We start from the raw sequence: 12,744 nt of genomic DNA on the forward strand, positions 1-12,744 counted from the left end.
ATCAACCTTAACCCACTTCTCGCAGCCCACTCCCGCAAACTTTAAGGCATAAAGCCTTAAGCGAAACTTTGTGGTTGGCTTAATCTCTACCTAATACCTAATACCTAAAACCTTTTACTTTTATACAGACATAAAAAAACCGCTTATTAGCGGTTTTTCTTTTATCATTAACAGATTATAAAATGTATTATTTTATAACACGTAAATGCGAACCTTTTTTCTTTTCAGGCTTTTCTGGTGGTGTTTCGTCAACATAATTTGCTGATGAATCAACACTTTCAAAATCTGGAGCAAAGTCGTCTTCGTCCTCTAAAAACTCATCTGCTGTAAAGACCGTACCCTCGCCATTTTCACGCGCGTATATTGCAAGTACAGCCCTTAAAGGCACATACACTTGCATTGGCTGACCACCAAACCGCGCGCTAAAGCTAAGCTGCTCATTATCTAACAAAAACTGCGTTACCGCTGAAGGACTTATGTTTAATACAATTTGTCCGTCTTGCACAAACTGTGTTGGCACTTGTACTGCAGGGTAATCAGCGTCAACCACTAAATGTGGCGTGCATTCGTTATCAACAATCCAATCAAAAAAAGCGCGTAATAAATAAGGACGATTAGGCGTCATTATAAACGGATCTCACGCTCAGTTTCAGTTAAAGAAGCTTGGAATGATTCACGCTCAAATAAGCGGATCATATACTCTTTAAGCTCTTTAGAACCTGCACCGTTAAGCTCAATACCAAATTCAGGTAAACGCCATAATAGTGGAGCAAGGTAACAATCTACTAAGCTAAACTCTTCACTCATAAAGTAAGGTGCTTCGCTAAAGATTGCTGCAACCGCAAGCAATGCTTCTGTTAACTCTTTACGAGCTTGAGCAGCATCTGGTGCGTTGTTAGTGATTTTGTCAGCTAGGCTGTACCAATCAGTATCAATACGGTGCATCATTAAACGGCTACGGCCACGCATTACCGGGTAAACAGGCATTAGTGGAGGATGAGGGAAACGTTCATCAAGGTATTCCATGATGATATTTGCCTGATATAAACCAAGCTCACGGTCAATCAGTGTTGGCACTGTACCGTAAGGGTTAATTTCGTGAAGTGCCTCTGGCAGGTTATCTTTTTCAGCCAAATGAATATCTACACTTACACCTTTTTCAGCAAGTACAATGCGTACTTGGTGGCTATACATACAGTTAGCACCAGAAAAAAGGGTCATTACAGGGCGCTTATTGGCAGCTACGGCCATGCCTACCTCCATTAAATAACTAAAACAGCAATAGGGGCTTAAGCCCCTATTGCAAAATTACCTTTAAACATGTTCAAACTTAATGAACATCTCTCCAGTATTCTTTCTTAAGCATAAATGCCAAGATAAATAGGATGAATAAAAACCCAATTACCTTAATACCTATTGCTTCTGACTCAAGACGTGAAGGTTCACCCACGTACTCAAGGAAGTTGGTTAAATCGCGAGCAGCTTGGTCGTATTCATCTACACTTAATTCACCTGAGCCATCAGTTTCAGTAGCAATAATTCTGGTCACAGTATGACCATTCACTTCTACTTCTTCTGTAATAGCTGTTGGTAAGCCTTGTAGTTCTTGCAGAACATGCGGCATACCTACAGATGGAAACAATGTATTGTTTACGCCAAATGGACGTGACTCATCTTTGTAGAACGATTTTAAATACGTATATATCCAATCAGAACCACGAACACGTGCAACGTTAGTTAAATCTGGTGGCGCAGCACCAAACCACTTTTCAGCATCTTCTTTCGCCATCGCATTGGTAATATGGCTACCTACTTTTGAACCGTCAAAAATTAACTGTTCTGCGCCAATTTCCGTTGGAATACCGATATCACGAAAAGTACGTTCATAACGCTGGTATTGCATTTGATGACAAGCAACACAATAGTTCATGAACAATTTAGCACCGCGTTGCAACGAAGGCTGATCTGTTAGGTCATTACCAGCATCTAATAATGCCACTGAAGGACCTGCAGCCATTGCCGGCAACACATTAATTGATAATGCAAATAAACCAATAAGTAGCTTTTTCATCATTTCAGTAACCTCTCAGGCAATGGCTTAGTTTTTTCATTCTTACTGTATACAAATAACAGTACGAAGAACATAAAGTAAGTCACAGTACATATCTGCGAAACAATTGTTTTCATGTCAGTTTGTGGTGTTGCACCAACCCAACCTAAAAGAACAAAAGTAACAACAAAGCCTGCAATGTTCCATTTGTGGAAACCACAACGGTAACGAACTGAGCGAACTGAACCACGATCTATCCAAGGTAATAACGCAAGCACTACAATAGATGCACCCATTGCTGCAACACCCATTAACTTATCAGGGATCGCACGTAAGATTGCATAAAATGGCGTAAAGTACCAAACTGGAAAAATATGCTCTGGTGTTTTCAGCGGGTTAGCCGCTTCAAAGTTTGGCGCTTCTAAAAAGAAACCACCCATGGCTGGCATAAAGAACACCACCCAACAGAACAATATTAAGAAACCAACCACACCCACAATATCTTTTACTGTGTAATAAGGGTGGAACGGGATCGCATCAAGAATATCTTTTTTATCAGTATAATATTCATGGAACTTAAACTTAGGTTTATCTTCTTCAGCTACCGTACCTTTTTTACGCTTGTTATCTACGCCTTCAGGGTTATTTGACCCTACTTCATGTAGTGCAACTATGTGTAAAAATACTAAAATCACGATAACTAATGGTAAAGCAATAACATGCAATGCAAAGAAGCGGTTAAGCGTTGCACCCGATATTACGTAATCACCACGGATCCAAAGTGTTAAATCATCACCTATAACCGGAATTGCTCCAAATAGTGAAATGATTACCTGTGCACCCCAAAATGACATTTGCCCCCATGGTAATAAGTACCCCATGAATGCTTCGGCCATTAGCGCTAAGAAAATAAACATACCAAATACCCACAGTAATTCCCGTGGTTTTTGATAAGAACCGTAGATCATGCCACGGAACATATGTAAATATACAACGATGAAAAACGCTGATGCACCGGTTGAGTGTAAATAACGTAATAACCAGCCATAATCAACATCACGCATGATGTATTCAACTGATGCAAACGCCCCCTCAGCAGAAGGTACATAGTTCATAGTTAACCAAATTCCTGTAAGAATTTGGTTAACTAGTACTAACATAGCTAGTGAGCCAAAGAAGTACCAAAAGTTAAAGTTTTTAGGTGCTGGGTACTGTGCAATATGCATGTTCCAGACACGTGTCAATGGTATACGGTCGTCTAGCCAACTAATAATCTTACCAAACATTAGGCCACTCCTTGTTCTTCGCCCACTAATATAGTGGTTTCATCAAGAAAAGTGTATGGTGGTATTTCTAGGTTTAATGGTGCAGGTACCGATTGGAATACACGGCCAGCCATATCAAACTTAGAACCATGACATGGACAGTAAAAACCGTCGTCAGTCCCTTCCACTTTTTCACCAAAGCCACCTTGTAAAAAGCTAGGTGAACATCCTAAATGAGTACAAATACCTACAGCCAAAAATATTTCTGGACGCAATGAACGGTAATCATTTGTTGATGATTCTAATTGTTGTGGCTCTTGCGAATGCGGGTCACGAAGTTGATCTTCATGTCCTTTCATTTGCTCAAGCATTTTTGGGGTCCGTGATACAACCCATACAGGTTTACCACGCCACTCGACACGTATTAATTGTCCTGGCTCAAGTTTGCTTATGTCTACTTCTACAGGCGCACCCGCAGATTTAGCTCGCTCACTTGGATTCCAAGACGCAATAAAAGGAACAGCAGCCCCAGCCGCACCAACACCACCAACAACAGAGGTAGCTATGGTTAAAAAGCGACGTCGGCCATTGTCTACAGGCGCATTGCTCATCCACTTATCTCCACTATGATTCTCAACACTTGCTATATTGAGAACATCAGTTACAGCAGGTTAATTTTTTTGAATTATAAAATAGAAACGATCATATTTAAATCCTTGTTTAAAACAAGGTTACTCACAGCCCCATGCTCGAATAATCCTGACTTGCTCAAAAAATAGATTAAGTTAGCTCGAGTATGAAGCCGAATGACTATCATATCGCTTCTGTAAAAATAATATACTGACTCAGGTCAACCTCACCAAAACAAGCAGTAACAACTGCATTTGCTAGGGCTAAACCTGCTCACATTATTTGCCAGCCAATTGTAGCAAAAAAATTCACCAATTAACTGATGGATTTAAACTAATTACGATAATTATTTAACTTTTTTAGTATTCACTGAGTGTTTTTTTACTTTTGCTCATTAAACACGCTGAGTTTATCAATTACCTATCGTCAAAGTTACCATTTATTATGTCGCGAAAAACAAAAAACCCAGCATAAGCTGGGTTTTTGAATTCTTGATAACGTAAATATTAACGTTTTGAGAACTGTGGACGCTTACGCGCTTTCTTAAGACCCACTTTCTTACGTTCAACTTTACGTGCATCACGAGTTACGAAACCTGCTTTACGAAGTTGTGGACGTAGTGACTCGTCAAACTCCATAAGTGCACGAGTAATACCGTGACGGATTGCACCAGCTTGACCAGTTGTACCACCACCAGAAACGGTGATGTGAAGATCAAACTTTTCAGTCATATCAACAAGCTCTAGAGCTTGATGAACAACCATACGTGCTGTTTCGCGACCAAAGTACTCTTCTAAAGAGCGCTTGTTGATTACGATGTTACCAGTACCTGGGCGTAAGAACACGCGAGCACTAGAACTTTTACGACGACCTGTACCGTAGTATTGATTTGCCATGATGGTGCTCCTTAAATGTCTAGAACCTGAGGCTGTTGTGCAGCATGGTTATGCTCAGTACCTGTGTAAACTTTAAGTTTACGGTACATAGCGCGGCCTAAAGGACCACGTGGCAACATGCCTTTAACAGCTTTTTCGATGATCATTTCAGGCTTTGCAGCTTGAAGTTTATCAAAAGTAGTAGACTTAAGACCACCTGGAAAACCAGAGTGTGAATAGTACACTTTGTTTTTGAATTTGTTACCAGTTACAGTAACTTTTTCAGCGTTGATAACGATGATATAATCACCAGTATCTACGTGCGGTGTATATTCAACTTTATGCTTACCGCGTAGGCGGAGAGCGATTTCAGTAGCGATGCGACCTAAAGTTTTACCTTCAGCGTCAACTACGTACCAGTCACGTTTTACTGTTTCTGGTTTAGCAACAAACGTTTTCATTTATAAAAATCCAATGTTTTTCAATTAAAACCACAAGTAGTTAATATTAACTACTGCTCTAAGTTTGCTATAACCCCTTCGAGTTTTAGACTTTTGCGCCGCTCACAAGTGGCTAGACTATATGAAGGCATAGAACGCAACGTGGCAGGAGCGGGAGTATATCAGCACTTTTATTGCATTACTACCGGCGGGTTGTTTTTTCCACAAATTTTTTAACTGCTAGGCACTTTATATTAAAAAGACCTTCGCTGTGTATTGGGCTCTAGCATTGAGCCCCTTCCTCAAAAGAATAAATTAGCCCTAAGGCGCTAACTTTTATGCTAAATGCTCTTTCGCTAAATACTCTAGCGACTGCATTTCTTGTAAGCGACTTATGCAGCGTTTAAACTCAAAGCTTAAATTACCTTGAGTATAGAGCTCTGTAATGGGTTTTTCTGCCGAAATTATTAAAGTCACGTGGCGTTCGTAAAATTCATCTACTAATGCAATAAAGCGTCTTGCTGCGTCGTCATTTACTTGCCCAAATTGTTTTACGTTAGACAAAATAACTGTGTTATATAAACGGCTAATTTCCATGTAATCTACTTGGCTACGCGCGGTTTCACATAATTCGCTAAACTCAAACATTACAACACAATCAGATACTTTACGGGTTTTAATCATGCGCCCTTCAATTTCAATGGCGGTATTAGATTTACCCTGTTCGTGTGATAACTTATCAAAGTATTCAAATAGATTTTTATCGGCTTGCTCATCGAGTGGGCTGTGAAATATCTCTGCCTGCTCTAAAGTTCTTAATCTGTAATCTATGCCCGAATCGACATTTACTATTTCTGTATTTGCATTAACAAGCGCAATCGCGGGCAAAAAGCGCGCGCGCTGTAAGCCATTTCGATACAACTCATCGGGAATAATATTCGACGTAGCAACTAACACTATGCCACGAGCAAACAGTGCTTCCATTAAGCCACCGAGTAACATAGCATCGGTAATGTCTTGAACGTAAAATTCATCAAAACAAATTATATCGGTTTCGGCTTTAAAAATATCAGCTACTATTTCTAGTGGGTTTTCTTTTTTATTTAATTTTTTAAGCTCGTCATGTACTCGGTGCATAAAGCGGTGAAAATGCACGCGCATTTTACGCTGCCCCGGTAGTGCTTCATAAAAGGTATCAACTAAATACGTTTTACCACGCCCTACTCCGCCCCAAAAATACAAACCTTTTATAGGTGCAGGCTCTGTTTTATTAAATAGCTTTGCAAAAAAACCGGTAGGTTGCGGTTTTGCTTGAGTTAAATCATCATATAAGCGCTGTAAATGACGTACAGCATTTTCTTGTGCTGCGTCGTATACAAAGTCATCACGCTTGAGGTCTTGCTGGTATGTTTGCCAAGGAGTCATATCTATTTACAGTTAAAACGCAGTTTAATTTACAAAGCATATTAACACGCATCATTAGTCAGGGTATATTAGACTTAGTTTGATTTAAGATATTCGTTAGTTATTTTCCCAAAGAGGTGATATTTATGGGTACATTTACATGGGTCGGTTTAGTTATTATTGTTGCTATAGCCGCATTTTTCATCGGTGCATTTGTCACTAAAAAACAGTTCAAGCATGATGAATTAGAAGAGCAGGTTGAACAAGCAAAAAATACGCTAGAGCAATATCGACAAGATGTAGCTGATCACTTAGCAAATACTGGTAAGTTAGTAACTAAAATGAAAGACAATTACGATCAGTTACTTAGCCATGTTGAAGAAACTAATCAGTTGTTACTAGAGGACAGAAATAAAGCACCTGCTGAACCTTTTTTCTCTAAAGAGATGACTGAGCAGTTACAAGCTTCACTTAAAGAGCGCCGCTCAGATCGCTCTAACGCCGATGCACAGCCGGCTGATTACGTATCGGGTGAGTCTGGTTTGTTTGCTGGCGAAGCAAAATCTTCAACAGCATCTTGATGAACTTTTTTTCAACCCCATAGTCTTTAGATATAACAGCTTTGTTGTTTTAAAGGGCCTGTTTTTCTTTCGAGGTTGAATTTGCAGCAGTATGTTTGATTTTTAGGCAAGGCAGAGCCTGTGCCATGTGGTTATTTCACATAAACAGGCGATAACGCAGCATAAATAACAAACATGCGCTGCCCTTGGGTTCGTCCTAGGGGGAATTTACTCATTGTTGCTCGGTTTTTACTTAGCCCACTAGGTTACAAATCTCGCGCCGCGATTAAACCCCCTCTAGATAGAACAAATTACAATCCTGAAAGGTCAACAGGCCCTAAATAAACCGAAAAGGGCTGCTTTTAAAGTAGCCCTTTTTGTTTTCGCTTATCCTAAGTGGAGTAAACCCTGACTATGAAAATGAAATTATCACTTATCAGCGCAGCTATTTTGTCTACTAGCCTATTATTGAGCCCGGTTACGTCTTACGCAAAAATGCCGATTGCAGTAAATGGCCAACAATTACCAACACTTGCGCCTATGTTAGAGCAAATAACCCCTGGTGTTGTCAGTATCCAGGTGTCGGGCTCAAAAGAAATACGTCGCCGCGCCGATCCGCTGGAGTTCTTTTTTGGTAACCCACAACCTCGCAGTCAAAAACGTCAATTTAGCGGGTTAGGCTCAGGGGTTATTATTGATGCTAAGAAAGGTTATGTGGTCACTAACAACCATGTGATCCAAGACGCCGAAAAAATGATAGTCACCCTTGAAGACGGCCGAGAGTTTGAGGCAACCAAAATTGGCACTGATAAAGAGTCTGATATCGCCTTATTACAAATAGATGCAGATGATTTAACCGCAGTAAAGCTAGCTAACTCTGATAATTTACGGGTGGGCGACTTTGCTGTTGCCATTGGTAACCCATTTGGTTTAAGCCATACGGTTACATCTGGCATAGTAAGCGCACTTGGTCGCAGTGGCTTAAATATTGAAGGTTACGAAGATTTCATTCAAACCGATGCCGCTATTAACCAAGGTAACTCTGGTGGTGCATTAGTTAATTTAAATGGCGAGCTAATTGGAATTAACACCGCAATTTTAGGCGCATCTGGCGGTAACGTAGGTATTGGCTTTGCTATTCCTTCTAATATGATGAAAAACTTAGTTGATCAAATTATTGAACACGGTGAAGTTCGCCGTGGCTCGCTAGGAATATCAGGTCGCCCTCTCGATGCTGGGCTTGCCAAAGCACAGCAGCTTGACGTAAAACAGGGCGCGTATGTTATGCAAGTAATGGATAACACTGCAGCCAGCAAAGCGGGCATACAAGCAGGCGATGTTATTATTAGCATTAATGGTAGTGATATTAGCGGCTTTCATGAATTACGCAGTAAAATAGCAACCCTAGGTGAAGGCCGAGACGTTAAATTAGGTATTTACCGCGATGGTAAGATAAAAACCGTTAAAGTAACCCTAGATGGCGCATCTGGTATTACCGCAACAGGCGAAGAATTACACCCTGCATTTCAAGGTGCCACATTAGAAAACGTTAAGAAAAATAACGCTAAGGGTATTGAAGTTAGTACGGTTGATCCGCGCTCTCCTGCAGCGCGTGTTGGTCTTGAAGAAGGTGATATTATTGTGCAAGTAAATCGCCAGCGCGTAGAAAGCATAAATGATATGAACCAGATCATTGAAAACATCAAAGGCAACATTGTATTAGGGGTAAAACGCGGTCGTGAGTCTATATTTGTACTCATTCAATAATTTATAACCGTTAAAATGCAATAAAAGTAACAGCGGCACTTGCCGCTGTTATTTTTTTTGGCCATCATAAAGAGATTGCTCACTAACAATAAGAATCTTGTGCTAAAAATCTTAAAATTTATACTCCCTCCTCTATTTGCAGGCCTAGGTATTGCTTTTTTAGTGGTTTTTTTTAGTCCTAATATGCGCACTGCATTGCTGCCTAATGTGCCACTGCCCAGTGCTATGAGTAGCAACCATTTAAGCTTTTCAGATGCGGTTAAGCGTGCGGCTCCTTCGGTAGTCACCGTTTTTTCAGAAAGTATTTCTAAAGAACCACGCTATAAACGACAAAACACCGTACAAGAACTAGGTTCGGGCGTGATCATGTCGCAAGATGGCTATATTCTTACCAATTATCATGTGATTAATAATGCCGACCAAATACTGGTTATATTAACCGATGGCCGACGCTTTTTTGATGTACAGCTTATTGGTTTTGATACTATTACTGACCTTGCGCTCTTAAAAATTAATGCCGATCACTTACCTGTTATTCCTGTTAACGATGACTACTCATCAAGTGTTGGCGACATTGTACTGGCCATTGGTAACCCTTTAAATTTAGGGCAAACCATTACCCAAGGCATTATTAGCGCCACCGGCAAACAAAAAATCACCGACAGTCCTTATAATAATTTATTGCAAATGGACGCAGCCATTAATGTAGGCAATTCGGGCGGTGCATTAGTTAATTCCAATGGTGATTTAGTCGGTATTACTTCTGCGCAATTTAAAACTCGCGAAAACTTAAACATACAGGGAATATTTTTTGCGGTTCCTTACTCTTTAGTAAAAGAGGTTATGGCAAAACTAATTCGCCATGGCCGAGTGGTTCGTGGCTACTTAGGGTTTGAGGGGACAGCTGTAGATAGCACAGGCAAAGAAGTAAACGACAGCCTAACGCCCGTGGCAGGTATGCGTATTACTAACTTAGATCCACTAGGCCCAGCTTGGCAGGCCGGTATTGAAGAGCAAGATATTGTAATTGAAATAGCAGGACTTTCGGTAGCAAACCCACAAAAAGTGTTAGAAAAAATAGGCAATACCGAACCCGGTAAAGAAATAGAATTTGAGCTGTACCGCAATGGTAAAATAGAAAAAATAATGGTGACGGTTGCAGAGCTTGAAACTAAGCTTTAATAAAAAGGCCGGATAGCAAATTAGCTTATCCGGCCTTTAAAAATACCTTAACTAAATAGTTATTTAACTACTTCTACGTTTAATATTAGCACCTAACGCGCTGAGCTTATCTTCAATGCGCTCATAACCTCTATCAACATGATAAATACGATCAACTATCGTTTCACCTTGCGCCACTATGCCGGTTAAAATTAAACTGGCTGAAGCACGTAGGTCGGTTGCCATAACTTGGGCACCGCTAAGAGTTTTTGTATCACCACAAATAGCTGTGTTGCCTTCTAAGCGAATATTTGCGCCCATACGTTGTAGCTCAGGTACATGCATAAAGCGGTTTTCAAAAATAGTTTCGGTAATGGTGGCACTACCATTAGCCACTACATTTAATGCGGTAAACTGCGCCTGCATATCGGTAGGAAAACCAGGATGCGGAGCTGTTTTAATATTAACGGCTTTTAATTCTCTGCCGCGCATATCTAAATAAATGCTGTTGTCATGTACTTCTAACAATGCATTGGTTGCACGTAGCTTTTCAATTACCGGCTCAAGTGAATGAAAATCGGTCATCTTACACAGCACTTCGCCACCGGCCATAGCAGCAGCAACTAAAAAAGTACCTGTTTCTATACGATCTGGTAAAATACGGTGCTCACAACCCGCTAAGCGCTCAACGCCTTCAATTTCAATACGGTTTGTACCCGCACCCGTAATTTTAGCGCCCATAGCAATTAAGCAATTAGCCAAGTCTGTTATTTCTGGCTCACAAGCTGCATTTTCAAGCACAGTTTTGCCATCGGCTAAGGTCGCGGCCATCAATAGGTTTTCAGTAGCCCCAACGCTAACCATCTCCATAAAGATTTCAGCGCCTTTTAAGCGACCATTTACTTTGGCATTAATATAACCGTTTTCTACGTTGATTTGTGCGCCCATGCGCTCTAAACCTTGAATATGAATATCCACAGGTCGAGCTCCAATAGCGCAGCCACCAGGGAGTGACACTTGTGCTTCACCAAAACGCGCCACTAAAGGCCCAAGTGTCAGTACCGATGCACGCATTTGCTTAACTAGATCATACGGAGCAAGTGTTTTATCCACTGTTGCGCCGTCAATCACAAGCGTGTCGCCTTGCCAATTAACACTCGCACCTAAGGTTTTTAATAACGCTTCGGTGGTAACTATGTCACGCAAGCGCGGTACATTAGTAAACGTACTTTTACCATCGGCTAATAGTGCAGCAAATAAAATAGGAAGTGCCGCATTTTTAGCGCCAGAGATAGTAACTTCACCCGCAAGCGAAGTGCCACCTTGAATTACAAATTGATCCATGTAGGGGCCTTTTTTATTGCGGTAAAATAAATTTTTGCTCGCGTTTCCACTCTGTAGGAGTAAAAGCGCGAATTGATACTGCGTGAATGGTGCCATCTGAAATAGTATTCATTAATGGTCCATAAACTAGCTGTTGCTTTTTCACTCGGCTTAAACCGTCAAAGCATTCGCCAACAGCTATTACTTCATAATGGCTACCATTGGCTTTAACATGTACTTCTGCTAATTGAAGTTCATCGCGTAATAATATTTCGACTTGGCTAGTTTCCATAACTCTCACTCAAATAGGGTTGTAACTTGACCCAATTGCATTAAATTTTGCAATTGTTCAGGTAGATTTTGCAACTCAAGGCGAATGCCTTGTTGCTTGTACTGCGCAAAAGTGTGAATTAACCAAGCTAAGCCTGCTGTGTCAACCCTAGATACGTCACTAAGATCAAAGTAGCAGATTTTATGCTTGGTTATTGCCTGGCTGCCCAGGTGCTTTTCATCGCCAATTGAACTTCGAGTAAGCTCACCACTAACTCGAAAATGTTGCTCATCAACTTGGCTTATCACCAACTTAGTCATTGGTGTCGCTGCCTCGAAACTGTACTGGCAGTTGGCTCTTTTGCTCTAAAAGATTACTTACATGGTCAATACCTTGTTGACGTAATATGCCTTGTAGCTCGCTTTGCTTTGCATCTAGTAAGCTAATACCTTCTGCAATCATATCGTAAGCACGCCATTCACCACTTCTGTCTTCACGTACTTTAAAGTCAATTTTAATATCGGGTTTACCCGCTTCAATTATCTTGGTTTTTACTACCACCACATCTTTACCTTTAAAAGGTTGTGGTGCGCCAAACTCAACTTGTTGGTTGGTGTATTGGGTAAAAACACCTGCGTACGTTGCTACTAGGTACTCTCTAAATACCACAATAAAGCGCTGAATATCTTTAATTGCGCGCGCTTTTTCAGCCCCATCGGTTATTGCACGCACTTTTGATACTTCGCTGCCTAATACTCGCAGTGCCGCATATTTGTAGTCAATGTAGGGCATTAATTCTTCTTCAACAATGACACGTAAATGCTCATTATTTTTAATAATTAATGGCTGATCTTTTGTGATCCGCTCAAAGGTATTATCTGCCACTTGGCGTACCATTTTGTTAGGATCTGTTAACTTAACATCGGCAGCTTTAACTACCTGTGCAAACGTTAGGGTACTAAGCGCTGCAATAACTAAAAACTTTTTCAACATAATAA

The 12,744-nt window shown here is 40.7% G+C and carries 15 protein-coding genes; 3 read left to right on the forward strand and 12 right to left on the reverse strand.

All coding sequences use genetic code 11. The features are described from left to right. Positions 1–187: 187 nt before the first annotated feature. From J5X91_RS03760 to zapE, 8 genes are all read right to left on the reverse strand, one after another. Complete coding sequence (locus J5X91_RS03760; RefSeq protein WP_208834088.1) at positions 188–625, reverse strand: ClpXP protease specificity-enhancing factor; 438 nt, start codon at positions 623–625, stop codon at positions 188–190. After that, the gene (gene sspA, locus J5X91_RS03765; protein WP_011329175.1) at positions 625–1,251 is read right to left on the reverse strand and encodes a stringent starvation protein SspA; all 627 of its coding nucleotides are present in this window, start codon (positions 1,249–1,251) and stop codon (positions 625–627) included. Before sspA ends, J5X91_RS03760 begins: the two co-directional genes overlap by 1 nt. Before the next feature lie 79 nt (positions 1,252–1,330). Then, the gene (locus J5X91_RS03770) at positions 1,331–2,074 is read right to left on the reverse strand and encodes a cytochrome c1 (protein ID WP_011329176.1); all 744 of its coding nucleotides are present in this window, start codon (positions 2,072–2,074) and stop codon (positions 1,331–1,333) included. After that, complete coding sequence (locus J5X91_RS03775) at positions 2,071–3,336, reverse strand: cytochrome b N-terminal domain-containing protein (protein ID WP_208834089.1); 1,266 nt, start codon at positions 3,334–3,336, stop codon at positions 2,071–2,073. The genes J5X91_RS03770 and J5X91_RS03775 overlap by 4 nt, the downstream gene beginning before the upstream one ends. Then, complete coding sequence (petA, locus tag J5X91_RS03780; protein ID WP_011329178.1) at positions 3,336–3,926, reverse strand: ubiquinol-cytochrome c reductase iron-sulfur subunit; 591 nt, start codon at positions 3,924–3,926, stop codon at positions 3,336–3,338. Before petA ends, J5X91_RS03775 begins: the two co-directional genes overlap by 1 nt. Before the next feature lie 525 nt (positions 3,927–4,451). Beyond that, entirely contained in the window at positions 4,452–4,844 is a 393-nt protein-coding gene (gene rpsI, locus J5X91_RS03785) for a 30S ribosomal protein S9 (protein ID WP_086995409.1), read from the reverse strand. A gap of 8 nt (positions 4,845–4,852) precedes the next feature. Next, complete coding sequence (gene rplM, locus J5X91_RS03790; protein ID WP_011329180.1) at positions 4,853–5,281, reverse strand: 50S ribosomal protein L13; 429 nt, start codon at positions 5,279–5,281, stop codon at positions 4,853–4,855. A 315-nt stretch (positions 5,282–5,596) separates the two neighbouring features. After that, positions 5,597–6,685, reverse strand: a complete 1,089-nt coding sequence (gene zapE, locus J5X91_RS03795) for a cell division protein ZapE (RefSeq protein WP_011329182.1) — start codon at positions 6,683–6,685, stop codon at positions 5,597–5,599. 125 nt (positions 6,686–6,810) lie between these two features. Here zapE and J5X91_RS03800 point away from each other — a divergent pair, with 125 nt between their 5' ends. The 3 genes from J5X91_RS03800 to J5X91_RS03810 all read left to right on the forward strand — a co-directional run bounded on the left by J5X91_RS03800 (position 6,811) and on the right by J5X91_RS03810 (position 10,173). Next, a complete protein-coding gene (locus tag J5X91_RS03800) occupies positions 6,811–7,245 on the forward strand; it encodes a YhcB family protein (RefSeq protein WP_011329183.1) in 435 nt (144 codons plus the stop codon). A gap of 393 nt (positions 7,246–7,638) precedes the next feature. Next, positions 7,639–8,991 carry a Do family serine endopeptidase gene (locus J5X91_RS03805; RefSeq protein WP_086995406.1) on the forward strand — a complete coding sequence of 451 codons (1,353 nt, stop codon included), beginning with the start codon at positions 7,639–7,641 and terminating at the stop codon, positions 8,989–8,991. A gap of 99 nt (positions 8,992–9,090) precedes the next feature. Next, positions 9,091–10,173 (forward strand): trypsin-like peptidase domain-containing protein, encoded by a 1,083-nt coding sequence (locus J5X91_RS03810; RefSeq protein WP_011329185.1) that lies wholly within the window; start codon positions 9,091–9,093, stop codon positions 10,171–10,173. A gap of 63 nt (positions 10,174–10,236) precedes the next feature. Here J5X91_RS03810 and murA read toward each other — a convergent pair whose 3' ends face one another. Genes murA through J5X91_RS03830 form a run of 4 tightly spaced genes read right to left on the reverse strand, consistent with a single transcriptional unit; the run spans position 10,237 to position 12,739 of the window. Beyond that, on the reverse strand, positions 10,237–11,496 hold the full coding sequence (gene murA, locus J5X91_RS03815; RefSeq protein ID WP_011329186.1) for a UDP-N-acetylglucosamine 1-carboxyvinyltransferase: 1,260 nt from the start codon (positions 11,494–11,496) through the stop codon (positions 10,237–10,239). A gap of 13 nt (positions 11,497–11,509) precedes the next feature. Next, positions 11,510–11,767: a BolA family protein gene (locus J5X91_RS03820; protein WP_208834090.1), complete on the reverse strand. Its 258-nt coding sequence runs from the start codon at positions 11,765–11,767 to the stop codon at positions 11,510–11,512. Positions 11,768–11,772: 5 nt separating this feature from the next. Continuing rightward, on the reverse strand, positions 11,773–12,066 hold the full coding sequence (locus tag J5X91_RS03825; RefSeq protein WP_208834091.1) for an STAS domain-containing protein: 294 nt from the start codon (positions 12,064–12,066) through the stop codon (positions 11,773–11,775). Continuing rightward, the gene (locus J5X91_RS03830) at positions 12,059–12,739 is read right to left on the reverse strand and encodes an ABC transporter substrate-binding protein (protein ID WP_208834092.1); all 681 of its coding nucleotides are present in this window, start codon (positions 12,737–12,739) and stop codon (positions 12,059–12,061) included. The genes J5X91_RS03825 and J5X91_RS03830 overlap by 8 nt, the downstream gene beginning before the upstream one ends. Positions 12,740–12,744 lie beyond the last annotated feature (5 nt).

The organism is Pseudoalteromonas sp. K222D (assembly GCF_017653575.1).
In the GTDB taxonomy this organism is placed as follows: Bacteria; Pseudomonadota; Gammaproteobacteria; order Enterobacterales; family Alteromonadaceae; genus Pseudoalteromonas; species Pseudoalteromonas nigrifaciens.